We start from the raw sequence: 25805 nt of genomic DNA on the forward strand, positions 1-25805 counted from the left end.
ATCAAGCAATAAAAATACGTCTTGACCAGTTTCCAGCGTAGTGCCATTTTATTCATGGCACACCACACTGAATACTGTTCAAGACGTATTTTTCAGTAAGAGGTATTATATTTTTGCACTATTGCTCATTACAGATTTGTATCGTTATAGCTTCTTAACGATTTTTTTCAGCTCTGCTTTTATTGATATAATATACCGCAGATACGATAGTGCCTATGAGAGAAATTCCTGCCAGCACTAAATAACCGCAATGGATACTAAAAGCAGAGGCCAGGGCTCCCGTAAAGATTGGAAATGTAGTCATACCTATGGCATAGACTGCCTGAAAAAGACCCATGGCTGTGGAACGCTTTTCTAATGGAATTCCGCACATTGCTTCAGAATTAAGATAAGAAAACAAAATACCGGTAGACATTCCAGGAAGTATCTGCAGGAATAAAAGCTGTGATATTTTATTTGCTGACGGTACCAGGATACAGTATACAGATACAATGACAAAGACGGTAGGTATCCAGAATCTGGGACCTTTCCTGCAACAGAGAAAGGTGGAAGCAAAAGCTGCAAATCCCACTGCTGAAACCATATATATGATAGAAGATAATCCAACAAGCCCATTGGAAGCTCCAAGGTCTTTTAGGATTTGATTTGTAAATGACATTACAGTCGTAAGCTGAATGCCCTGTTGAATGAGAGCAAGTATGGCAAATAACCATAACCGTTTTAACTTACATACGGAGAGAAGGTCTTTTATATCAGCCTCTCCAGTCTTTTTGCATGGTTCTTTTATTTGAAGTGAAAGAATAAATGCAAGCAGTCCGGCACACACACTGAGAATGCAGATTCCCATCATCCCGATTCTGCTGTAGCCAATGGTACTTAACAGAAAACCAACGAGCATGCCAAGGTTATTAAACATTACAATCCTGCTGGTGGCTTCCTGCTGGTTTTTGTTTGAAAAGTGATTGGTGTAAAACACCATAAAAGATATCCACATGGCCGAAGCAAGGCCTGAAAAGAGATTTGCTGCTAAAAATCCCATTCCATTGCCCCAGAATATCCGAAACAAGGAGGCCAGACCGGAAAAACAAGTTCCTGCCATAATGAAACATTTATGCCTTCCAATGGAATCCGCACAGAGTCCTATGGGAAGCCGAAATACCAGCTGGGTAATCCCATAGGCGCCTAAGACCATTCCGGTAAATGTACTGCTGACACCTAAAAAAGTCAGATAAGTCGTTTGATAGGGAATGTATATGTACTGCGCAAACCAAAAGAGGGAAACCATGGCAAGAAAACGGATTTCCTGTTTGCGAGTAAAAGTTTGTTCGTTCAATTTGTGTCCCTTCATTTCCTGTTCTGCTGAGAGTATTCCTCCAAAATCCGATGAATATGGACCGTTAAGTACATTTCTTCCTGTCTGGACAGTCTGGAATCAAATTTTTCCTGAATAAAGATCCCAATTTTTTTCACACAGTCGTACTCCCTTTCACAGCTTTCAATGACATGAGTATAAAAAGAATCCTCATAATCATATAAATCCTGACTGCCATTGACAAGCCGTTGTGCAAAAAGCCGCAAGTGAGTGACGAAACGGGTATAACCGATCCCCTCTTCATTGTAAATAATGGAGAAGTTGTATTTCACAATATCTAAAATTCCTTGAACGGTTTCAAAAATGGTCTGGTTGTCAGTACTATCAGAGTTATTTGTTTGGGCATTGATAAAATGAAAGGCAATGTTGCCGGCCTCATCCTGGGGTAAGTCCACATGCAGCTGCTCCCTCACAAGCTGCAGGGCATATAATCCGACCTGGAATTCTTTCGGATTAAAGCGCTTTAATGTCTGTGTATAAAAATTCTGTATTAAAATCCCCTCATGATATCTTTTTACAGCAAAAGAAAGATGGTCCGTAAGCCCCAGATAAATGTGCTCCATTAAAACCATCCCATATACTTCTATGGCATGGTCTATCACCTGCTTTGCCAGTTCAAAATAAGTACTGTCAATCTCAGATGCAAGACGGATGATATTCTTTGAAATGGACCGGTCCTTTAAGACGAACACTTTCTCAATGTCTTCACTTTTTAAATGGTGGCCAATGGATTTATTAAATCCAATTCCCTTTCCCATCAAGATCACTTCTCTGCCGCTGTCGTCAAGCGCCAGCAGCAGAGAATTATTCATTACCTTAACAACCCTCATAACCAAACCCCATTTCTGTTATTTAGAGTTCTTCCCCGTTCGTTTCAATTACCCGCTGATACCAGTAAAAGCTGTCTTTTTTAATGCGGCTCATATCTTTTAAGTCATGATCGTCACGATTGACATAAATGAAACCATAACGTTTCTTAAATCCCTCGTGAGAGCTAAGGAGATCCATAAAGGTCCAAGGGGAATATCCCAGCATCTCAACTCCGTCTTCTATTGCCTGGCTGCAAGCCAGAATATGAGCCCTCAAGTAATCGATTCTATAATCGTCATGGACCTTTCCGTCTTCTGTTAAGGTGTCAGCGGTACCCAGTCCATTTTCTGTAACGATTAGAGGAAGATGATATTTTTGATGATAATTATTTAATACGGTACGAAGGCCTAGCGGGTCAATCTGTGCTCCGTATTCACTGGATGCAAGATGCTCATTTTTCAGATGATGGAAATATCCATACTGGTCAAAATCAACCTGATTGATCGGGAAAGCTCTCTCTCCTACAGGATGAGTTTCATCCGCCGGCAGATACTTAACGCAAAGAGTGCGATAATAATTAAGAGCAATAAAATCCATCTTTGCATCCTTTAATATTTCCTCATCCTCCGGCATCATAACGGGAACGATGTTTCTTTCCTCCAGGTAACGCATGTAATAACCTGGATAGCGGCCATAGTAATGCATGTCCAGACAGTAATCTGTCTTAAACCAGTCATTTAACCTGGCTGCCCAAACATCTTCCGGACGGTTGCTCTCCGGGTACGTACAGGTGGAAGAAACTGCCGGACCAATCTTGCCTTCCGGAATGATAGAATGGCATGCCTTCACTGCCAGTGCATGAGCGAGGAACATGTGGTAATCCATCTGTGCTCTCTGACGGTCAGCCTCCCAGCTGTCTTCTGCGGTAATATTCACTCGTTCATCCACACGGACCATGAGGTTTTGTTCGTTATGAACCTGCCAATAGGTCACCCTGTCACCAAATGTTTGAAAACAGACCTTTGCATAGCGCTCAAATGCTTTTACGCATTCTCTGGATTCCCAGCCATTGTATTTTTCAACCAGTGCATAGGGAAGATCAAAGTGATATAAAGTAATAAAGGGCTGAATATCATTGTCTAACAGGCAGTTAATGACATCATTATAAAAATCGATTCCTGCCTGATTAATTTCCCCGTCGCCATCTGGTATGATTCTTGCCCAGGCAATGGAAAAACGGTAAATATTAAGTCCCATCTCTTTCATTAAAGCGATGTCCTCTTTCCAGTGATGGAAGAAATCGCTGGCAACCTTACTGTCAGCCTGTAAATGAGAACGTTTAAAGGAGTTTATATCCGCAACCGTAGGCCCTTTTCCGCCTTCATCCCAGCCACCTTCAATCTGAAATGCAGATGAGGATGCTCCCCATAAAAAGTGATCAGGAAACTTCGTTTTTATTTTGTTCATGTCAAAACTCCTTTACTGATTTTTTTTGATGGCAATGACCGACTTCTCAAGAGTAGCCCCTTTTCCTGTAATCCCGGAAACCTGCTGAAATACCGGAGTATTGCTTACGATAATCGGAACAATGGTATCATAGCCTTCTTTTTTTAATGCATCAATATCAAAGGACAGAATTTTAGTTCCCTTTTTAATATGACTGCCTTCTTCTACAAACTTCTCAAAATGCTTTCCTTCTAACTGAACGGTGTTAATTCCAACATGGATAATCATCTCTACCCCATTATCCAGCATAAGACCAAGTGCATGAAGGGTTGGATAGATTAAGGTCACAGTACAGTCTTCCGGAGCCACTACCTCTCCTTTTTCCGGAATAATAGCAATTCCATTTCCTAATGCCATAGAGGAAAATACTTCATCATTTACTTTCGTCATGGAAACAGCTTCACCTTCAATGGGTGAATATATGAATAAATCAGCTTCTGATGGATCGAATTCCGTATTCTTTGTTTCGACTGTTGTCTTTGATTCTGGTGTCTGGGCCACTGCTGTTGCTTCTGTTTTCTTTTTCTTATCTCCCATTTCATCAAAGCCAAACAGGTAAGTAAGTATCATGGCGCCAAAGAAGGATACGCCTACTCCGACCAGATAATAAACAAATGGTTTCATACCAAAGGCCGCATACGTTGCAAAGGTAAGAATTCCGTTATTTGCAAAGGAATCGCCATATACACCGCCAACGCCCATGATAGCTCCGCCAATGGCACCGCAAATGATAGCATAAATCATCGGTCTTTTTAAACGAAGGTTACAACCATAAATGGCAGGTTCCGTAATACCACATACGGAAGCAGATATTGCTGCTGATGCTGCTACCGTCTTTAAATCTTTATTCCTTGTTTTTAACATAACACCCAGAGCTGCTCCACCTTGTGAGAAGTTGGCTGCGCCTGCGAAAGCAAGAAGGTTCTGGTGACCGAACTGAGCTACATCGTTAATACCAATTGGAAGAAGTGCTCTATGCGCACCGAATATAACAAACACGCACCACATACCGCCGATAAAGGCACCGCAGATGGCCGGGCTTAAATTCATCATACCAGTATAAACAAAGGTGATTGCGTTACCGATGTAGATACCAATGGGACCAAATACCATAAAGGTTGCCGGAAGCATCACAAGGAGTGACAGACCAGGAACCAGAATGATTTTTAAGACTTCTGGAATTACTTTTTCTAAAAATTTCTGCACATAGGAAAGAATGAAAACTCCAATGATAATCGGAATAACAGAGGAAGCATAGCTTGCTTTGGTGATGGTAACACCAAACATGCTCACTACATCTTTCCCAGTCATCAGCGCTACGACTGACGGATAACACATGGTACCACCAAGTGCCATTGCAATAAATTCATTTGCCTTAAATACCTTGGCACTGGTATATGCTAAAATAACAGGCATGAAATAGAATAAGGCATCCGTACCAGCCATAATCAGCGTGTATGTCTGATTTACCGTAATATCCACACCTTGCTTCGCTGCCAGAATCTTTGCAATGGTAAGGAATCCCTTTAAAAGACCGGAAGCTGCAATCGCAGGAACCATAGGGGTAAACATAGCAGAAACTGCAATCAGAATGCGGTTCCAGATGGATACCTTCTCTTCGCTGATCTCTGTTGTTTCATCTATGGATATCATAGGAACCATGGCATCATAAACCTGGTTTACCTTGGTTCCCAGCACTACCTGGAACTGTCCTCCGCTCTCTACAACAGAGATGACACCTTCCAGATGTTCGATGGTTTCTTTATTTGCTCTTTTTGAATCCTTTAATTGAAATCTTAATCTTGTAAAGCAATGGGTCAGTCCTTTTACGTTACCAGAACCGCCAACATTTGTTAAGATATCTTTCGCTATTTGATTATAATTCATATACAAAACCCCTTTCAAGTATTTTCTTATCTCCTCATCCGGCCGGAATGACAAAATAAAAAGACCCAATTAAACGAACTCTTCATAAGACAAAATACCCCATCCGTCTTATAACCATTCGTCTAATCCGATCTTGCCTGCATTACCAGTAACACGTCTTCATATTCATTTATTTAGTTGTTCTCAACTTAAGCATAATATATCACTATTTTTTTAATCGCGCAATATCCTTTTTTGTTTTTCTGCATTTAATACAATCTTACTATGTATTTTTTGTCGAAAGTAGACAAATGACAGGAATCTGTTTCACATTCCTGTGGGAATGCCTAAATGCACTCCCACAGTCTGCTTTATTTATCAACCTCCTGGTTACTTGCCATTTTCTTTTTTATATTCATCCATATCTTTTTGGAACGCTGATTTCACTTTGTCATATCCTGCATCCTTAATCTTTCTCCTCATTTCATCAATGGCTTCCCGGGGATTGTCATATTTTCCATAGGCAAGCTGAGGAAGATATTCTGATAAAACATTGGCAATGGCGGCCTGTTCCGCTTCCACCTCATGTTTGTTCAGGATTAAGTTCTCAAATTCATAGGTATAAGCAATTTCATTGAGATTCTCAATCATTTCCTTTGTACCGCTCCAATTGAAGCTGTTTTCCAGCTCCAGGTCATCGTTTCGTCCGCACCAGAAATTAGAATCCAGTTTATCCGTACTCTGGTCCCAGCCTTCCGGGTAAGCAAGCTTATTATCTGAAGTAATGATATAATCTGTCCCCTCGATTCCGTAATTGATATACCGGTAACAGGTTTCATCATTGCGAAGAAGATCATATACCATAAGGGCTCTTTCGGGGTGTTTGGAATTAGCACTAATGGCCGCTGCTCCGTGAGTTTTTAATGGCTTTGCTATGTTTTTATTTTCCTGGCCCCAGGGATACATCTTTGCATCAGAACCCGGCTGCTTCTTATCCATATTAGGCTTTATCTGTGAGTAATAGGTCTGGCTGTGATGTTGATCGCTTCCACTGGTTCCTGCATACATCTCTTCTCTGGAATCCCCGTCAAAATTAAGGACATCCTCTCGCCAGACACCGATTTCATTCCATTGTTTCATCAGCTCGGCTGCTTCATAGATAACATTTGACTCCATATACGGGGAATAGATGGTATAGGGATCCGAAGCGCTGGTAAACCAGAATTCATAGTTACCCGCGTTACAGCCTACCATGACCCGGCTGTCTGTATTGGACTGTATGAACCCTCCGAGTACACCTCCGGAGTTATTTTTCCCAGCCACATCCCAGGGAATTACACCTTCTTTATTTTCTTTAACATACTGAAAATAGGTGGTCAGATCATTAAATTTAGTCACAGTTCCATTTAAAAGACCTGCCTCTTTGGCCCAGTCTCCGCGGTAGAACATCCCGTGATTGGTATACTGAGTGTAATGATCTTCCGGGATAAAATAAATCTCACCCTTATATTTGCAAATATTCCAGTTACCAGAAGCATCAACCTGACTCCAGGTCTTAGGCGCATAAGTTTTTAACATTTCTTCGGATAAGGGAAGAAATGCTCCCTTCTCCACATTTTCCCAGCCGTACAGCCAGTCAGTAGCCGTCGTGATAATATCCATGGAGCTGTCCCCGCTTAGGAGCTGGACATTGTACTGGGTCTGCCAGTCTGCCCATTCTACATAGGTAAGCTTTAATTCTGCATTGACCTTTTCCGTAAGAACCTGATTTAATTCCTTAAGCATTGCCTCACACCTGCCATTGCTTGGCTTATCTCCAAGTACCAGCATGTTGATTACCTCGTGACTGGAGGTATCTACACTTCCGTCCCCCTTTTTCGGCGATGTGTTTTTTGAGACTCCCTCCCCCTTACAGCCTGCAAGACCTACGGCCATAACAGCAGACAGTATGACTGCCATTGCAGACGCTACAAAACCATGTTTTCTCATGACACTCCTCCATTTCATACTTTTTATATAGGAATCTTAAGAAAGAAACTCCCTCTCACCCCTTAACTGCTCCAATGGCAATACCCGATATAAAATACCGTTGGACAAACGGATACATAAATATAATAGGACCTGTTGCAATAACGGCCGTCGCCATTTTCAGTGTATTAGAGGGCAATGCTGTTATGGAAACATTGGCTCCGGCCACTGAAGATTTTAATGCATTTGCCATGTTTATTACGTTATACAGATAATACTGCAGGGGCTTATAGGTGACGGAGGACCCCAGATAAAGGGAGGATAAGTACCATTCATTCCAATAACCAAGGGCGAGAAACAGACCTACCGTAGCAAGCGCCGGCTTTAACATGGGAAATATAAGGGTGGCAAAGATCGTAAAATCACCAGCACCATCTATTTTTCCAGACTCCGTGATTTCATAGGGCACGGATTTGGCAAAGTTTTTCATGAGAATTATGAGCCAGGGAGTCATAAGAAGCTGCAGGAATACAGCAAGGTAACTTCCCTTTAAATTCAGATATCTGGAAACCCAGATATAGGTGGGGGCCATTCCTGCGGAAAACAAGGTTGTAAAATAGATAAAGAAGGAAAGTATATTGCGAAACGGGAAATCCTGCCGCTGCAGGGCGTACCCCGTCATGGCTATAAGAAACAGGCCAAGCATGGTTCCGCAGACTGTCATGAGGATGGTAACGCCATAGGAACCAAGTATCATTTTAGGATACCGGAATACCCACTGGTATGCAGTCAGTGTAAGTCCTCTGGGAAGCAGACCAAACCCCTGCCTGCTGATTACGCTTTCCGTGCTTAAAGATGCAGAGAGAATCAGTATAAAAGGGAGAAGGCATACCATGGTAAATAACACCACGACCGCATAGGAGATACCCTTTATGAAAAGATTTGTTTTACATTCTTTTATTTTCTTTTTCTTCATTTCTTTCCCCCCTCTAAAACAGAGCGTAATCCGGATCAATCTTCTTTACAACCCAGTTGCTGAACATGACCAGAGCAAACCCAAACAGTGACTGATATAACCCCACTGCTGATGAAGTGGAGAAATTGTTCTGTGACATCATCATCCGGTATACTGCTGTTTCAATGATGTCCGTGGTGGGAAACAGCTGTGAATTCGCCCCCACCAGGTTCCAGAAGAGACCAAAATTCCCCTTCATAATTCCTCCCAGTGCAAACAGCAGTAAGATAATAAACGTGGGTTTCAGGCTGGGGAGAATGATGTAGCGGATTTTCTGCCAGCTGTTAGCCCCATCCACTTGGGCAGCTTCTACGATCCCAGCCTCTATTCCGCAAATAGCCGCAAAATAAACCACAGACCCATATCCGGTCTGCTGCCACATCTGGCAGAAAACTACAATAAACGGCCATATTCCTGCCATACTGTAGATTTTGACCGGATTTCCTCCAGTCTCCCGCAAGAGTGTATTAAGGGCACCTGTATCATAATTTAAGATGTTAAACATGATCGCCCCAATAAGAACAACCGAGATAAAATAAGGCAGAAACATAATTGTCTGAGATACTTTTCTGAACCATCTGCTGTTAATTTCGTTGAGCATAATGGCCAGGGCAATCTGAAGTACATTTCCAAGAAGTATAAAAACAAGATTATAGAGGATGGTGTTTCTGGTAAGCAGACTTAGCTGGCCTGATTTTATAAGGAATTCAAAGTTTTTCAATCCAACAAATGGACTGCCGAAGATGCCATCCCTGAAATTGTAGTTGGTAAACGCTATGTACACACCAGGAAGAGGACAATAATTAAATACGATAAAAAAAGCCACTGCCGGAAGACACATTAACAGCAATGTCCGGTTATTCCTCACCTTTCTGCGAAAACTCCCTATCCCATGATGGGTTGATACTGCTTTACGTTCCGTATCCATACACATCCTCCTTTCCAATACTGGTTGCAAAATGAACCGTTTTTACGTTACAGCCCTTTCTCATGAAACCGTCTTACTCCCATGTATATTCAGGAACGGCCTGTGAAATGCGTTTGTCCACCCTTTTTCACAATCACTGATACTCCTTCTATTCTATAAAAATCTGTAGTATACTAGAAAAAGGTTGCAAAATATGACACTTTTAACATGTAACGAGGAAATGGGGAATTTATGAATAAATCAGAACGTTTAAGCGATATGATTATGTTTTTAAAAGACAAAAGCGCCTTTCGTCTAAAAGATATTATGGAACGCTTTGAAATATCCAAAAGTACCGCACTCAGGGACGTGCAATCTTTAGAGAGAATGGGATTGCCCATCTATTCCAAGCAAGGCAGAAATGGTCATTATGGAATCCTTAAAAATCGGCTGCTGTCTCCCATTTTATTCACAATGGACGAGGTTTTCGCTTTATATTTCTCCATGCTAACATTAGAAGCCTATGAAAGCACTCCTTTTCATTTAAGCGTAGAGCAGTTAAAAACAAAATTCGAAACATGTATATCTTCTGATAACATCTCATTGCTGCACCGCATGGAACAGGTTTTTTGTTTGGGTTCCATCAGACATTTTAATCATTGCCATTTTTTAAAGGATATTCTTCAATATGCTATAGAGGAAAAAGTTTGTGAAGTGGTTTACAGAAAGAAAGATATGGATCGCAGCTATGTGGTACAGTTTTTTGATATTACCTCAGCCTATGGTCAATGGTATGCCACAGGGTACAACTTTGGGACCCATGCACCTCAGGTATTTCGATGTGACAAGGTTACAGAATTAAAAGAAAGTTTTTTATATCAGGCTAAACCTTTGGAGGAATTTCAAAGAAAGGCAGATCATTTATATAAGAAACCAGGTGCAATCGAATTCGAGGTAGCTATTTCTAATAAGGGAGCAGACTTATTTTACAAGGAACATTATCCATCTATGGAGCTGTTCCTGGAAAATGGTCAATATATGATCCGGGGGTTTTATAATCCTGGAGAAGAATCCTTTATTGCTCATTATCTCACGTCCTATGGAGAGAACATTGAATCTATAAAACCTGATGCCCTTAAGAAACTGATGGTAGAGCAATTGGAATCTTTGATCCGACACTTGCATTAACTGACTTTTTCATGATGACCATTCATTTAAAGAACGCCGGCATAGAAATCATCCTTATGCCGGCGCTCATCCTGCAGTTAGTAAGAAGCAGAATTTGTTTGTATTTATTTTTTCTTAATGGGAATCCACAATTCGCAAAAAAGTTCTGGTTCCTTCTGGCCATAGTAAACTTCAAAATCTGTATCGTCCGTATGGGTATAACCGGATTGAGGCAGAAACTCTTTAAAGAAGCGGCTCCAGGTCTCACTGATACAATTACCGCTGTCTCCGTAACATTTAAATACCACATATTCCGTGGGTTCTACATCCCAAAGCTTAAAGCCCTGTTTTTTTAAGGCTATCTCATCTCCAATCACAGTTTCACTGTCAATTAATACTCCTATGCCATAATCAAAGGTTGCTTCCTGCTCTTTGGTAGGACTGCAAAGTCCATATAAATCCTTTTTTCCCGCTGGCCGCATTCCAATGAGCTGGTTTATGATTCCATCTTTACGGCATTCTCCCCAAAACAGTGGAATATCCTGATTGCTCTCCTCATTAATGATCTCATTTCGAAACGCCTTCACCTTTGTGATAAATGTTCTCTTACCCACTTCTTCTACTCTGTAATCCATCGTTCTACCACCTTCCAATATAATCTTAATAACTAAGGCCTGAAACAAGGAAAGCTGAGTCCCTTTTACTTTAGCAAGCTTTGGAGAAACTCCATGAAACCTGGAAAATGCTTTGGAAAAGCTCTCCGGCGTTTCATAGCCGTATTTATAGGCAGCATCAATGATTTTTATATCCGTTAGCTGCAGCTCCTGTCCTGCCAGAGATAACCTTCGATTTCGTATATATTCGTTTGCTGTAATTCCTGCCATCAGGCTGAACGTCCTGTGAAAATTATAACAAGACATGTGCACCTGTTTGGCTGCATCTTCATAATTGATGTTCTCCAAAAGATGTTCTTCCATATAGTCAATTGCTGTTTGTAAAAGAGTTACCCATTCCATGTTCACTGCCCTCCTTGTATGGAATATTATAGATGATTTCAATCACACTTTCCTGTTGCGGCTTGCTTTCTTCTGTCCGTTTTCATGGATTACAGGTTCTGTTATTGATATGCTTCTTATTATACCATGCTCAATACTGCATGAAAATAATAGTTTTCCAATCGCTCATATGATAAACTGGAATCAAATTAGCAAGAATAGTCGAGAAGTTTTCTTTTGCTGCTGTTATGATTGTTACTGTTAGGAGGGGGAATATGGAGGAACAGATTTCAGCGGTCAGCCGAATGCAGGATTATATTGAACGCCATTTGAAAGAGAACATTACACTTGCCGACTTGGCAAATGCATCACACTTTTCTCCTTGGCATTCTCACAGATTATTTTCTCAGTATATCAATATGACACCTGCTGATTATATAAGGCGTCTTCGGCTGTCTAAGTCAGCGCTTAAACTAAGAGACGAATCATGTAAAATTATTGACGTTGCCCTGGAGCTTGGATTTGGCAGTACCGATGGCTATCAGCGTGCATTTTTACGGGAATTTGGCTGTAATCCAAGGGAATATGCAAAATCGCCCATACCTCTATACCTTTTCACTCCATACAAAGTTAACGATCAAATGGTTCGAAAGGAGATTAAAATGGAACGGACTAAAACAGTATTTCTTCAATTGGTTGAAAAACCTGCCAGAAAAGTGATTATCAAACGAGGGGTAAAAGCAGCGGAATATTTTACCTACTGCGAAGAAGTTGGATGTGACGTGTGGGGACTGCTCACCAGTATAAAATCCATTAGCAATGAGCCAGTTTGCCTTTGGCTCCCAAATGTTTACCGAAAGCCAAACACATCAGAATATGTTCAGGGTGTTGAGGTGCCAGTAGACTATGATGGAATGATTCCCGGTGGATTTGATACGATTTTACTGCCAGAAGCAAAATATCTGATGTTTAGGGGGGAGCCCTTTGATGAAAATGATTTTTGCGAAGCGATTAAGGAAGTTCAGGAATCCATGAATCAATATGATCCGTCCTTTATTGGATATGTATGGGATGATGAAAATCCCCGTATTCAATTAGAACCACTTGGGGAACGAGGATATATTGAGCTAAGGGCTGTAAAAGATAAATAATGACGCCATAAGTGGCACGAGCCTGTCCCTTTGTTATAAAATACTTAGGCTGAGTTCTTTCTAATTAGACTCAGCCTATATCCCATCTATTAAAAGCATCTGTTCTGGTGTAAATGATGTTTTATAATATTACAAGAATATCATTTGGCGCTTCTTTGCATAGAAGCCTTAATAATTCCCGGAAAATTGATTCACAATTCCATCTGTCATCATATCTGCCATTTCCAACGCCTGAGTTTCAATTTGGTCATAAGTAGTAATGCTTTTCTCATATTTCCCAGTCAGCATCTCAACAGCTTCATCTTTTGTCATTGCAAGATGGTCAAAGAGCATCGTTTTCCAAGCTTCCTGAGACCAGTAAGGATTAATACTTGCAAGAAAAGAAGCGATTTCCTCTGCATTTGTATACCATTTCTTCTCTGCTTCTTCCGCAGCCTTGCTATCACCAGCTTTTGCTGCCTTTATTAGATCTGCAGCGATTACAAGATGGCTGGTAAACAGCTGTTCAAACCTGGAAGCCGCTATTTCTCCATAGAGGGGCTTAAGTAGTGCTTCAAAATCCTTCGGGTTCTGAAGCAAACGGTTGGTAACCAGATCCACGTCTGGTAAGCCAAAGACCATACTTAAGATGGTCAACCGAGTCCATGTAATGTGCTGTTCCCACAGCATTCGAATATAATTACTTAAATCTACTTGTGCTTTACTTATGTCTTCAGATGCCTGGGTGATACATGGCGGTAAATCAAGAGTATTGGGCTGCAAGCATATGACTTGCCCGATATAAAGATTGCCTGGATCTATTCCTGGATTAGCCGCTAAGATTTCATCCGTACTGGTATTAAACTTTAGAGCAATTAAAAATATGGAGTCTCCAGGACAGACTTTGTAACAAATTGAGCCGTTGGGACATTGTAACATAATAATCACGACCTTAATGATATACTTATTACTATTATAATGACCATGAAAATAAATCGTACCTATCAAACACCATAAATATAAGCTTTTTTGCTATAAATAAGAGCCGGCATTTAGCCAGCTCTATTTATATTAAATCTGTTTACTTTGAACATATCCGCTGTATCAGTTTTGTAATTTCTACAAGAATCAAAGGCAGCAGGGAAAATCCCAGGGTTATCAGCCACTGATGGAAGGAAAGCGTTGTCAGACTGAAAAAGCTTCTCAATTGAGGAATGATCATAATCAGTGCAATGATCACTCCAGAGGCTGCCATCGTTCCAAACAGCGCTTTATTATGTTGGTTTCCACGGGTAAAGATGGAATCAATATTGGAACGCTGATTTAGGGCGTGGAACATCTGGGAAATGGCCAGAACAAGAAATGTCATAGTCATTCCTACGGTATGCCCCTGAGCCGTTAGACCATATCGGTATGCCCAAACCGTGGCTATGGTAATAAAAATACCGTGGAGAATCACGCGGATCACCAATCCTGATTCAAATAAGGTTCCTGACTTCACCGGTTTATGCTTCATAATATTTTTGCTGGCAGGATCAATTCCCAATGCAATGGCCGGAAGAGAATCCGTCACCAGGTTAATCAACAATATGTGCACTGCAAGAATCGGCGCATCCCAGTTAAGTAAGGTCGCGATAAAGAGAGTCAATATTTCTGCGATGTTTCCTGCCAGAAGGAACTGAATCACCTTTTGAATGTTTCTGTATATACGACGCCCTTCCCGGATTGCATACTCAATGGTAGTGAAGTTATCATCAAGAAGCAGCATATCGGCCGCTTCCTTTGCCACATCGGTTCCGCTTTTTCCCATGGCAACACCGATATCCGCAGCTTTTAATGCAGGGGCATCATTTACCCCGTCGCCAGTCATGGCTGCAATTTCGCCAGTACGCTGAAGGGATTCTATGATACGAAGCTTGTCGCTTGGGGTCACACGGGCGAAAACAGTTGTTGTTCCAATTGATTTATCAAGCTCATCATCGGACATCTTATGGAGCTCATCACCGGATACAACGGTATTTCCTTCGCAGAAAATTTTTAACTGCTGTGCAATTGCTACCGCAGTTACCTTATGATCTCCTGTAATCATGATGGTACGGATTCCAGCAGCCTTACAGGTCTCCACTGCCTGAATTACCTCCTTACGAGGTGGGTCGATCATGCCGACCGCTCCAAGAAAGGTAAGATCACATTCCAGGTCAGCCTCATCATCTTCCGGTATTTCTGAAACAACGCGCTTTGCAAATCCTAAGACACGAAGTGCATCTGATGACATGGTCAAGCATAATTCCCGGATCTCTTTACGGTCTTTCTCTGTAATGGATCGTATTCCGCTTGATGTCAATATATAGTTACAAAGAGGAAGCATTTCATCCACAGCACCTTTTGTAAAGGCAGTAAAACCGTCCTTCATTTGGTGAACTGTAGTCATTCGCTTACGATCAGAGTCAAAAGGCTGTTCAAATAAGCGTGGGTGTTCCTCTTCTAATTCATTCTGATTAAGTCCAAAAGCATCACCCAGATAAATCAAGGCTCCCTCTGTTGGATCACCAAGAATTTCTCCTGGCCGGTCTGGGTCAAGGCTTGCATTGTTACAAAGCAAAGCCGCGTGAACCAACTCCAGATAAATCTCCTGTCTTTCCGATGCTCTTCCTACTTCCGTGGTATGACCGGATTCAAAATCTCCATTCATAGCCACCTTAGTAACTGTCATTCTGTTTTGAGTTAATGTACCCGTTTTGTCACAGCAGATGACCGTAGCTCCACCTAAAGTTTCTACCGCCGGCAATTTACGTACCAGAGCATTTTTCTGAGCCATTCTCTGTACGCCAAGAGCCATTACAATCGTGGCAGTGGCTGGCAAACCTTCTGGAATTACTGAGATAGCCAGGGATATGGCGGTCATTAACAATGGTATCCAGGGTCTTCCGTACAGGGAACCAATCACAAAAATCACAATACAGACAAGAAGTCCGAAGATACTTAGAATCTTGCCTACGGAATTTAACTTTTGCTTTAAAGGGGTGTCGTATTCATCCTGCTGATCCAAAAGACCTGCGATCTGACCTACTTCTGTTCGCATTCCGGTTTCCACTACAATACCGGTTCCGTTTCCGTACATGACCACAGATGAACTATAAGCCATATTGCTGCGATCTCCCAATGGAGATTCCTCTGAAAACAGAGCTGTATCTTCTTTGTCCACAGGAACAGATTCTCCGGTTAAGGAAGCCTCCTGGATTTTTAAATTGTTGGTATTGATTAATCGGATATCCGCCGGAACGATACTGCCATCCTCTAAATAGATAATGTCTCCAACTACCAGTTCCTTTGCAGGAATCATACTTTCTTCCCCTTCTCGCAGTACACGGGCAAAAGGTGCTCCCATATTCTTTAAGGCTTCCAGGGCATTTGCTGCTTTTCGTTCCTGAATAATACTTACAGTTGCATTTAATGCTACAATTACTAAAATTACAATCGCTTCTGTCCATTCATGAAGCAGGACAGATAACCCCGCAGCTCCAATCAAAATTAAGATCATGACATCGGTAAGCTGCTCTTTCAGCATGATTAAAATGCTTTTCTTACTTTTCTGACGCAGTTCGTTAAACCCGTCTCTTTGTAGTCTTAGTGCCGCCTCGGCATCGCTTAGGCCATCCTCTGATGTTTCAAGCATTGCTTGCACATCTTCTACTGATTTTGCGTGCCAAGGCTTAGGTAAGTGGTCATCCATTAATGTAAATCTCCTTTATAAAATTTATTAAAAGTCAGAATAGCACAAAAAGGCATGCCTTGCCATGTAACACGCAAAGCACACCTTTGTATTATTCTGAAACCTTTTCTATTTAAATACGGTTGATTACAGTTATTGTTATTGCTACTGTCACTGTCATCCATTGAGTGAATTATCTCCTTAAAATATTTACAAAATATTATATCCAATGAATTATATTTTGTCAATAACCAATTTTGACCTGGCAATCCTACGGACTGCCAGGTCAAATATGTTACTTTATTTTAACTGCTTTCCTGGTCTCGCTTTTAAAAAGGATACCAAATATCATACGTATCAGAGGACCTACAAAGAATATCTGGGAAAAAAGAGCCATAGGAAAATTAAATACTACGGTATTAATCCATACAGATACTATCTCAGTTCCAGGGTTTCTAAATAAGATTACAGCAATCAGACTCATGATAGGGCACATAACACATACCGTCATGGTCGATATCAATAATATCATAAAAATCGGCTGCTCCATAACCGGCGTAACGATTCGTTTCACTAACTTCATGGTTAATCTTTCACCAATCAGTAATTCAATCAAAATGGCAGCCGGCCACATAATGATCATCTCGTGAAAAGCCAGTAAAAAAATCTGATTCTTCATGCTTCCCATTTCTAAAGCTATGTTATAACAAATCATAACATACACCATAAAAAAGGTCATTAACAGAGTAAAGATAATGGTTTGAAATTTGTTTCTTGGCATTTGATGCTCCTCCTGGTAGTAAATTTAAGTAAAGTATCTGTGTTGTTCATGCCAGGCAGCAACGTTTCCAATAAAACCAAATTCTTTTACTCTAAAACTCAAGTAGTATACAACATTTCTGTGTAACAATCAAGTAAATTATAAATATCTTTCAATCTAAATCTGTCATCTTACAACGTTTACGATACTCCTCCATGATATGTCTGAATATCTCACCATTGCTTGGAGGGGTATATGTAATGGCATTTGCCCCTGCTTCTATTACAGCTTCAATGGTTTCATTGTTTGGACCACCGGTTGCTATAATTGGAAATGTTTTATCAATCCTGCGCAGTTCTTTTATGATCTGGGCGGTATTGCGGCCGCCGGATACGTTAATGATGTTAGCACCGGATTCCAGCATACGTTCTTCCAGATTTTCATGAATGGAGATAATGGATAATACAATGGGAATATCAATATAATCTGACAAAGCTTTCACAAAATCTGTTTTAGTAGGCGCATTGAGGACGACTCCAATAGCTCCATGAAGTTCGGCATCAAGTGCGATTTCCCGAACTCTCGCACCAGAGGTAGTACCCCCGCCCACACCCGCGAAAACAGGTTTCTGCGATACATCAATAATTGCATTTGTGACCTGCAATGTAGGAGTGAATGGGTATACGGCAATGACAGCATCTGCGTTACAATTAGCTATAATGGCTACATCCGTAGAGAATAAGATTGATCTTATCTTCTGCCCGTTAATAATAATTCCTGATGCCTGATTTATGGATTCTGGAACAATTACTGTATGGGTGCGCAAATTCGTATTAATTCTCGGCACAATTTTATCATTCATATGTTTGTTCCCCTTTTCATTTTAGTTATTTCGTATTTTAAATTATATCATATCTTAAAACACAAAAAAACGAGTATTTATTTCAATTTACTCGTTTTTTTATAACCTGTAGATAGATTACGCTTCTGTTTCATTATTCTTCTTTGACTCAAGCTTTTCTTTTGATATTCGTCATGACAAATCCGCTTTCAGGCAAGGTGGGAATTCTGGAGAGACGAAAGCTCAAATCCTGCTCTGGGACTTTAAATTCAATTTTATTCACCAGGAAATTAAGGCTTGCTTTCATTATCTCAATCGTAATACCTTCTCCGGGGCACCGATGTCCCTTGGCTGGATCACCGCCTCCCTGAGGAATAAAGCTGTATGTTCTATCCTTTTCTTCCAAAAAACGATTTGGTTCGAATTGCTCAGGATTCTTCCAGATATGAGGATCATGATCCATCCCGTATACATCCAGTAATACCAACACTCCTTTTTTAAACCCATATCCATTCCACTCAAAATCTCTATGAACCCTTGCTCCAAGAAATGGGGTAAATGGATAGAACCTGCGAACTTCCTGCACAAACATTTCATAATATTTATCTTCATTGCAAAGTAATTCATCCTGGCAATGGGGGTGTTCATAGACTGCTAAAGCAGTAAATGTAATATAAGTTGAAATTGCCACAATAGGTCGAATTACGTTAATCAGTTCTTTTGCAGCCATTGGAAGATCCATCTGATTTCCATCAAGATCCCTGTGAAAAGCCATTGATTTCAGGGGGGAGTCCTCTTCCATTTTCAGCTTTCCCTGTCTTACATCCTCAATTATTCCTTGAATCCATTCCTCCGTTTTATTACGCCCTGACTTACCCTTCCAGTATCTTGGCCCAACGCCTCCTATTCCATCAATCATGGAACAAAAATCATCTGCTCTGTCTTCTATTTCATTCTCTTTTACAGGGACGCCTGTCCACTTACACGCTACTTTGCATATAATATTTTTAACTTCATGAAAAAGTACAATTTCTTTCTTTTCCATCCATTTAGCTACAGACGCCTCCAATTCTTTCTCAAAAAGCTGTGTCAGCTCATTTTGACGCTCCTCTGTCATCAGAGACATAAAAAATAATTTACGCTCCGTGTGGGGTTTTTTATCCATTCCCTGAATCGCATTAACACCAAATAGTGTTTTTTGAACTCTCATTGGCATTGCGCCTTTTCGTTGAAACAGTTCTTCATTGTAAAAAATCTTACAGGCCTCTTCTCCGCTTAAGCAAATTGCTTTTTCGCCCATGATATGAGTTTCAAACATATCACATTGATAGCGATCCATTCTATTTTTAATAAACAGGTATCCTTCTTCTAATATGTTAAGCGTATGATCTAAGCCTTTTTCCTGTACGATTCTCTCTTTTACTTCCATTTTTTCTCCCTTATATCAAAAATTATATTGTTTAAAGTAAAATACTTATCGTTTTAGTATCGCTCGATGACTAATAATTATTCGTTAGAGGAGAGCCAATATACAGTTTCTTAATCATGAATCGTACTGACTGATATGTAACAATATAAGTTAGAAAAAACATAAGTTTTTCAAGTATTTCATATATTTATTTACACTTATATATCACAAAGGCAGGTTCAAAATATAGAAAACCTGCCTTTAAATATTAATTGCATTCGTCGCAATTATCAAAGTTATCGTTATAATTATTGTCGAAATTATTCTGGTAGTTATAGTCATAATTATTATCATAATTATTATCATAATTACGACTGAAATCATCATAAGAGTTATTGCTAAATTCCTCAGATCTCCACCGACACTTTCTGCATCCATCTCTAAAGCCCTGCCAGTAAGCCTCTCTAATTTCTCTTCTGCACCGTTCATTATTACCATTGTTTCCATTATTATTGCCATTGTTGTTCCAGTTGCAATGGCGTCTGCAGCAACCACAGTTAAAGCAGCCCATTCATCTCACCTCCTTTCCTATCACCATACTTTATTGTATGTTATCAAAAGACAAGTTGTGAAAATGAACCTTTCTTCCAATCTATGATGAAAGGATTTTAGCTTCTAACTATAGTGCCGTCAAAAAGAGAGAGGCGATTATCTCCTCCCTCTCATGTCACATTGTTTTTATTCTTATACATAAGAATATACATGTTGATATCTTCGTTTCTGCCACTTATATATCCAGGTAAATATTAATTACTTTACAATTCTCTATTACCCAGGAACGGTAGAATTGAAGGTAAGATTATGGTTTCAGCCTTCCATATCCCGTAATAAATTTACCATTTCAATTGCACCTACCGCACAATCAAAGCCCTTGTTTCCAGCCTTTGTACCGGCACGTTCAATTGCCTGTTCAATATTTTCAGTTGTGAGAACTCCAAACATCACTGGAATATCACTGTCTAAAGATACATGGGCTATTCCCTTAGAAACTTCACTGCATACATAGTCATAATGGGTGGTGCTGCCACGAATTACAGCACCCAGGCAGATGATTGCATCATATTTTCTGCTTTTTGCCATCTTGGAGGCAATGAGCGGAATTTCAAATGCGCCGGGAACCCATGCTATGTCAATGTCATCCTCGCTGACTTCGTGACGTTTTAGCCCATCAAGTGCTCCCCCAAGCAGTTTACTTGTAATAAATTCATTAAATCTTGCAGCAACAATACCAATCCGTATGTCTCTGGATACTAAATTTCCCTCAAAAGTTTTCAATGTCTTAATCTCCTTTTTTATTAATAATGTAGGATATGACCCATTTTTTTCTGTTTGGTTTTCAGATAGTATAAGTCGTGATCTGTGGCCTCCATCTCAATCGGAACCCGCTGTGTGATTTCCATACCAAATCCGGAAAGTTGATATACTTTATCCGGATTGTTGGTTAGCAGACGGAGGGTCTTGACTCCAAGGTCCCTTAAAATCTGTGCGCCAATGAAGTACTCCCGCATGTCTCCAGGAAAGCCAAGAGAAAGATTGGCTTCCAGGGTATCCATCCCCTGATCCTGAAGTGCATAGGCGCGGAGTTTATTAATCAGACCTATTCCTCGCCCTTCCTGACGCATGTAAAGAAGAATTCCCCTTCCTTCTTTTTCAATTTGCATCATGGCTGCTGCATACTGCTGTCCGCAGTCACATCGCATGGAACCGAACGCATCTCCAGTCAGGCATTCGGAATGAACCCGGCATAACAGATTATCTCCATCACCAATATCACCCTTTACCAGTGCTACATGGTGCTCCCCATTAAGCTTGCTGATATATCCATAAGCCTTGAAATCACCATACTTTGTAGGCATAGATGTGCAGGTTACCTGCTCCACCAGGGTCTCATTTCTCTTGCGGTAATCCTGTAAGGCTTTGATTGTAACCATCTTAATGCCCCATTTCTCTGCCAGCTCCATAAGCTGTGGTGTACGCATCATCGTTCCGTCATCTCTCATAATCTCGCAGCAAAGACCACATTCCTTTAAACCAGCCAATCGCATAAAATCCACCGTAGCTTCAGTATGTCCGTTTCTCTCCAGTACGCCGTTTTTCTTTGCAAGGAGTGGAAACATATGGCCGGGACGGCGAAAATCCTCGGGTCTGCTATCCTCTGCAACGCATTGTAAGGCGGTGATGCTCCGCTCTGCTGCTGAAATGCCAGTGACGGTGGTCACATGATCAACGGATACAGTAAATGCGGTCTTATGATTATCCTGGTTATCCTCTACCATTTGAGGGAATTGGAGTTTTTGACAAAGTGCTTCGCTCATTGGCATACAAATCAGGCCTTTGCCATGTACCGCCATGAAATTTACATTTTCAGTTGTGGCAAACTCTGCTGCACAGATAAAGTCTCCTTCGTTTTCTCTGTCCTCATCGTCCGTAACCAGAATAATTTTACCAAGGCGAAGGTCCTTAAGCGCCTCTTCGATTGTGTTAAATTCAACCATCTTTATTCCTCCTAAAAGCCGTATTTGGCAAGAAATTCGGCTGTGATATTGTTGTTTTTCGTTTCGCTTCCCATAAGATGTTCCACGTATTTACCAACACAGTCATTCTCTAAATTGACCAGATCCCCTACACGCCGTTTGTCTAGTGTTGTGAATTGAGCCGTGTGAGGTATGATGGATACATGAAAGCTGTCTTTAGACACCTTGGCAACTGTGAGACTGATTCCGTCAATGGCAATGGAGCCCTTCTCAATGATATAACGAAGAACGGAAAGGGGCGTTTTGATTTTATACCAGACAGCGTTATCATCTCTTTGTATGTTAAGAATGGTGCCGGTTCCATCGATGTGACCGGAAACGATATGTCCGCCAAATCTTCCATTTACAGGCATAGCCCGCTCCAGATTAACGGAACTTCCGATACGAAAATTCCCAAGTGATGAGCGGTTCATGGTCTCATGCATCACATCAGACTCAAAGCCAGTGGAAGAAATCCTAGTCACGGTAAGACAGACACCATTTACAGCAATGCTGTCTCCCAAATGAATGTCATCCATGATCTTCGATGCCTGAATCCTTAGGACAGCAGAGCTTGCTCCTTTTTTCATACCTTCTATCGTTCCTATTTCTTCTATGATTCCTGTAAACATGGGATTACCTCACTTTCTACCAAAATATCCTCCCCAACCTGTGTGATTACTGGCTTATTCAGCAGGAATGCTCCATCGGGGTGAGTCACACCAAGGCCCTCCACCGGAGACTTTCCTCTGCCGCCAAACATCTTCGGAGCGATATATGCCTGTATCTTATTTACAATTCCGCTTTTAAGTGCTGACCAATTCAGTGTGCTGCCTCCCTCCAGCAAAAGACTGTCAATCTGCCTTTCACCCAGCTTTCTCATCAGGCCGTTTAAGTCAATATGATTATCTTTTTGTGGAAGCACCATGATCTCACAGCCTGCATCCAGGTACGGCTTATGCCGTTCCGCCTCTGTTACTGCCGTGGCAATAAGTGTGGAAGCTATATTACTTGTAGTAACAATTTTTGCATCCAGTGGTGTTCTTAAATGGGTATCACAAACAATGCGCAGCGGATTTTTACTGTTTTCCAGCCGGCAGGTCAGCAAAGGCTGGTCTGCGAGAACAGTACCAACTCCAACCATAATGGCAGTATAACGATGTCGGTCCTCATGAACCCGATGGCGAGCCTCTGGGCCAGTGATCCATTGGGACTTTCCTGTATGGGTGGCGATTTTTCCATCCATGGTCATGGCATATTTCATAATTACATAGGGGGTTTTGCTTTGAATGTAATGGAAAAAGCTTTCGTTAAGTTTGTCACATTCATCCTTTGCAGTATTCTCAATTACCTCAATGCCGTGAGACCGTAACATCTCAATTCCTTTCCCCGCAACCAGCGGATTAGGATCAGCGGACCCAACTACCACTCGCGTAATACCACTTTCTATGATTGCTTCGGTACAGGGTGGTGTTCTTCCGTGATGACAGCAGGGTTCCAATGTCACATAGAGCGTTGCCCCCTCTGCCGATGTCCCACAGCTTGCCAGTGCTATCCTCTCAGCATGGAGTTCCCCGTATTTTTTGTGATAGCCCTGCCCAATGATATTTCCCTCCTTTACAATAACCGCCCCAACCATTGGATTTGGATTTACCCAGCCGCATCCCTGTTTTGCAAGTTGAATTGCAAGACGCATATAACTGATATCTTCCATATTGCACCTCCTTCAAAATTTAAAGAGTCTGCTTTGCCGGACTCAGGCATTGACGCTCTGCATGTTAGTGACCAGGGCACAATTACATAAAAAATACCCCGAACAAAACGTTCGGGGCTAAAAATATATGCAGCGCTTTCTTCCACGTAAACCAGAATCCTTGCTGCAAAAATACCTTGAACACGAACATGTTCAAGGCATTTTTAGTAAGCGAATTATGGTTACGGTGCATGGAAATAAAAATAAAAGCTCTGAAATGGCAATTCATTTCAGAGCATAATCTTAAATATCCACGCAAAAACGTAAATCATTCTTTATCTTCTACTATCAGACTTTACTGTCGGCTTCGGAATTTAACCGAATCAACCTTGCGGTTCGTGGGCTATACCACCGGTCGGGAATTTCACCCTGCCCCGAAGATTTTATTCAATTGGCGTCATTATACTACTGTCTGCGCATCATGTCAATAAAAATCTTTTGTCAGCTGTTCTGTCTTAATCCTCATATTCATATGGCTTTACCTGACGCACTACATCAAGGATTGTTCCATCACGAGCTTCCACAATAGCAACTACCTTATCTTCCCATTCCAGCAAATCCGGCTCCCCAACAAGGCTGTACGCTTTTTCCTGCAGGGATTCAATTGTGACATGCTTAATACCAGCTTTGTCCAAACACTCAATGATATCCTGACGTACCGGATTAACGGCAATACCATAATCTGTTACCAAAACATCTACACATTCTCCTGGTGTTGTTACGGTTACTACATCCTTGCAGACTGTCGCCATTCGGCCGCGGGTAAGAGGTGTAACAATAATGCAGCATTTGGAACCTGCGGCAGTATCGGGATGTCCACCTGGAGCTCCACGTAGTACACCATCGGATCCAGTAATTACATTTACGTTAAATTTCGTGTCGATTTCAAGGGCAGAAAGAACTACATAATCCAGTTTATTTACATATGCACCTTTATTAGCCGCATTTGCATATTCACTTAAATCAATTTCAATGTGATGTGGATTGCTGAATAAATGAGCTGCTGCACCCTGATCAAAGTCCTGGGTATCCAGAATGTAATCCACATAACCTTTATCCTGTAATGCACAGATTGCGGAGCTGGTACCTCCAAGAGCGAAGCTCATTTTAATCCCTGCTTTTTCCATATGCTCTTCCAGAAAACGGTTTACCGCCAGGGAAGGGCCGCCGACTCCTGTCTGAAAAGAAAATCCATCTTTAAAATAAGGAGTCGCTACAATGACATTTGCAACATTCTGAGCCATCATAAGTTCACGTGGATTGTCTGTCAAACGTGCTTCCTTTGTAGCAATTTTATTGGGATCACCAATTGCATCCACAACACAAACCGCATCTACATCAATACAAGAAATGGATGACGGAAGGTTGGGGAATGGAACCAGTGTGTCAGTGATAATAACTGTGTGATCCGCATAGCGTGCATCATGGTTTGCAAATCCCATCGAGCCACAGTTGTTTTTTCCTCCCTGTCCCTTGGCGTTGCCACAGTTGTCAGAGGTTGCTGCTGCCAGAAATGCAATATCAATATGCACTTCTCCTGCTTCCACTGCCCGGGGACGTCCGCCATGGCTTCTGATGATTACAGGCTCTTTTAGTTTTCCTGCGGAAATCACTTCGCCGACACGTCCACGAACCCCTGAGGTCTGCGCCTCTACAATAATTCCCCGCTCCATATAATCTGCAAAAATATCCTGCGCAGAACCAAGAGAGGTAGCTGCAACGTGCAGATCCTTCAGTCCCATTTCTTCTACCAGCACTTTACAGACCATTGCAGCTACATAATCACCATCACGGAACTCCGTATGAAAAGAGAATGTCATTCCGTCATGTGCTCCACACCGTTCACAAGCTTCACGAATTGTCTCGCAGATTTTGCTCTCCATTGGTTTTTCACCGCGCTTTACGGTAGGAGAAGCCTTTTTGATATACTGTCCATCTTTATAATTTCTTCCCTGATATACCTCACGGCCATCTTTTAACAGATAATCCGGGATATCTCTTCCAACTGCGTTAATCATATCC

The 25805-nt window shown here is 41.3% G+C and carries 21 protein-coding genes and 1 riboswitch; of the genes, 2 read left to right on the forward strand and 19 right to left on the reverse strand.

Annotation, left to right across the window (positions count from 1 at the left end; genetic code table 11):
• Window positions 1-154: 154 nt before the first annotated feature.
• The 7 genes from OW255_RS11975 to OW255_RS12005 all read right to left on the reverse strand — a co-directional run bounded on the left by OW255_RS11975 (window position 155) and on the right by OW255_RS12005 (window position 9465).
• Complete coding sequence (locus OW255_RS11975; protein WP_268114216.1) at window positions 155-1333, reverse strand: MFS transporter; 1179 nt, start codon at window positions 1331-1333, stop codon at window positions 155-157.
• An 11-nt stretch (window positions 1334-1344) separates the two neighbouring features.
• Window positions 1345-2202 (reverse strand): PRD domain-containing protein, encoded by an 858-nt coding sequence (locus OW255_RS11980; protein WP_024835695.1) that lies wholly within the window; start codon window positions 2200-2202, stop codon window positions 1345-1347.
• Between the two features lie 22 nt (window positions 2203-2224).
• On the reverse strand, window positions 2225-3649 hold the full coding sequence (locus OW255_RS11985) for a glycoside hydrolase family 1 protein (RefSeq protein WP_035317579.1): 1425 nt from the start codon (window positions 3647-3649) through the stop codon (window positions 2225-2227).
• Window positions 3650-3661: 12 nt separating this feature from the next.
• Window positions 3662-5575 (reverse strand): beta-glucoside-specific PTS transporter subunit IIABC, encoded by a 1914-nt coding sequence (locus OW255_RS11990; protein WP_024835693.1) that lies wholly within the window; start codon window positions 5573-5575, stop codon window positions 3662-3664.
• Window positions 5576-5944: 369 nt separating this feature from the next.
• Window positions 5945-7543, reverse strand: a complete 1599-nt coding sequence (locus OW255_RS11995; protein WP_024835692.1) for an ABC transporter substrate-binding protein — start codon at window positions 7541-7543, stop codon at window positions 5945-5947.
• Between the two features lie 55 nt (window positions 7544-7598).
• Complete coding sequence (locus OW255_RS12000; RefSeq protein WP_268114217.1) at window positions 7599-8498, reverse strand: carbohydrate ABC transporter permease; 900 nt, start codon at window positions 8496-8498, stop codon at window positions 7599-7601.
• Window positions 8499-8511: 13 nt separating this feature from the next.
• Window positions 8512-9465, reverse strand: coding sequence for an ABC transporter permease (locus tag OW255_RS12005; RefSeq protein ID WP_268114218.1), 954 nt, complete (start codon window positions 9463-9465; stop codon window positions 8512-8514).
• Between the two features lie 231 nt (window positions 9466-9696).
• Here OW255_RS12005 and OW255_RS12010 point away from each other — a divergent pair, with 231 nt between their 5' ends.
• Window positions 9697-10632: a helix-turn-helix transcriptional regulator gene (locus OW255_RS12010; RefSeq protein ID WP_035317577.1), complete on the forward strand. Its 936-nt coding sequence runs from the start codon at window positions 9697-9699 to the stop codon at window positions 10630-10632.
• A gap of 104 nt (window positions 10633-10736) precedes the next feature.
• Here the strand turns inward: OW255_RS12010 and OW255_RS12015 are convergent, their stop codons facing one another.
• Window positions 10737-11627: an AraC family transcriptional regulator gene (locus OW255_RS12015; protein ID WP_024835689.1), complete on the reverse strand. Its 891-nt coding sequence runs from the start codon at window positions 11625-11627 to the stop codon at window positions 10737-10739.
• A gap of 254 nt (window positions 11628-11881) precedes the next feature.
• Here OW255_RS12015 and OW255_RS12020 point away from each other — a divergent pair, with 254 nt between their 5' ends.
• On the forward strand, window positions 11882-12757 hold the full coding sequence (locus OW255_RS12020; protein WP_024835688.1) for a helix-turn-helix domain-containing protein: 876 nt from the start codon (window positions 11882-11884) through the stop codon (window positions 12755-12757).
• Between the two features lie 168 nt (window positions 12758-12925).
• Here the strand turns inward: OW255_RS12020 and OW255_RS12025 are convergent, their stop codons facing one another.
• The 11 genes from OW255_RS12025 to citF all read right to left on the reverse strand — a co-directional run bounded on the left by OW255_RS12025 (window position 12926) and on the right by citF (window position 25801).
• A complete protein-coding gene (locus OW255_RS12025) occupies window positions 12926-13675 on the reverse strand; it encodes a LysM peptidoglycan-binding domain-containing protein (RefSeq protein ID WP_081752273.1) in 750 nt (249 codons plus the stop codon).
• A gap of 142 nt (window positions 13676-13817) precedes the next feature.
• On the reverse strand, window positions 13818-16469 hold the full coding sequence (locus tag OW255_RS12030) for a cation-translocating P-type ATPase (RefSeq protein ID WP_268114219.1): 2652 nt from the start codon (window positions 16467-16469) through the stop codon (window positions 13818-13820).
• A gap of 274 nt (window positions 16470-16743) precedes the next feature.
• Entirely contained in the window at window positions 16744-17229 is a 486-nt protein-coding gene (locus OW255_RS12035; protein WP_024835685.1) for a DUF2798 domain-containing protein, read from the reverse strand.
• A 151-nt stretch (window positions 17230-17380) separates the two neighbouring features.
• Window positions 17381-18070, reverse strand: coding sequence for a beta/alpha barrel domain-containing protein (locus OW255_RS12040; protein WP_268114220.1), 690 nt, complete (start codon window positions 18068-18070; stop codon window positions 17381-17383).
• A 148-nt stretch (window positions 18071-18218) separates the two neighbouring features.
• Window positions 18219-19478 (reverse strand): cytochrome P450, encoded by a 1260-nt coding sequence (locus OW255_RS12045; protein ID WP_024835683.1) that lies wholly within the window; start codon window positions 19476-19478, stop codon window positions 18219-18221.
• Window positions 19479-19718: 240 nt separating this feature from the next.
• A complete protein-coding gene (locus tag OW255_RS12050; RefSeq protein WP_268114221.1) occupies window positions 19719-20012 on the reverse strand; it encodes a hypothetical protein in 294 nt (97 codons plus the stop codon).
• A 312-nt stretch (window positions 20013-20324) separates the two neighbouring features.
• Window positions 20325-20792 (reverse strand): 6,7-dimethyl-8-ribityllumazine synthase, encoded by a 468-nt coding sequence (ribH, locus tag OW255_RS12055; RefSeq protein ID WP_024835681.1) that lies wholly within the window; start codon window positions 20790-20792, stop codon window positions 20325-20327.
• A 20-nt stretch (window positions 20793-20812) separates the two neighbouring features.
• Window positions 20813-22012 (reverse strand): bifunctional 3,4-dihydroxy-2-butanone-4-phosphate synthase/GTP cyclohydrolase II, encoded by a 1200-nt coding sequence (locus tag OW255_RS12060; protein ID WP_268114222.1) that lies wholly within the window; start codon window positions 22010-22012, stop codon window positions 20813-20815.
• Between the two features lie 11 nt (window positions 22013-22023).
• Window positions 22024-22662, reverse strand: coding sequence for a riboflavin synthase (locus tag OW255_RS12065; protein ID WP_268114223.1), 639 nt, complete (start codon window positions 22660-22662; stop codon window positions 22024-22026).
• Entirely contained in the window at window positions 22644-23744 is a 1101-nt protein-coding gene (ribD, locus tag OW255_RS12070) for a bifunctional diaminohydroxyphosphoribosylaminopyrimidine deaminase/5-amino-6-(5-phosphoribosylamino)uracil reductase RibD (protein WP_268114224.1), read from the reverse strand. Before ribD ends, OW255_RS12065 begins: the two co-directional genes overlap by 19 nt.
• A gap of 312 nt (window positions 23745-24056) precedes the next feature.
• Window positions 24057-24169: riboswitch (FMN riboswitch) on the reverse strand.
• Between the two features lie 69 nt (window positions 24170-24238).
• A complete protein-coding gene (gene citF, locus OW255_RS12075; protein ID WP_268114225.1) occupies window positions 24239-25801 on the reverse strand; it encodes a citrate lyase subunit alpha in 1563 nt (520 codons plus the stop codon).
• Window positions 25802-25805: the final 4 nt, after the last annotated feature.

The sequence above is a fragment of the Lacrimispora xylanolytica genome, assembly GCF_026723765.1.
Classification (GTDB): Bacteria; Bacillota; Clostridia; order Lachnospirales; family Lachnospiraceae; genus Lacrimispora; species Lacrimispora xylanolytica.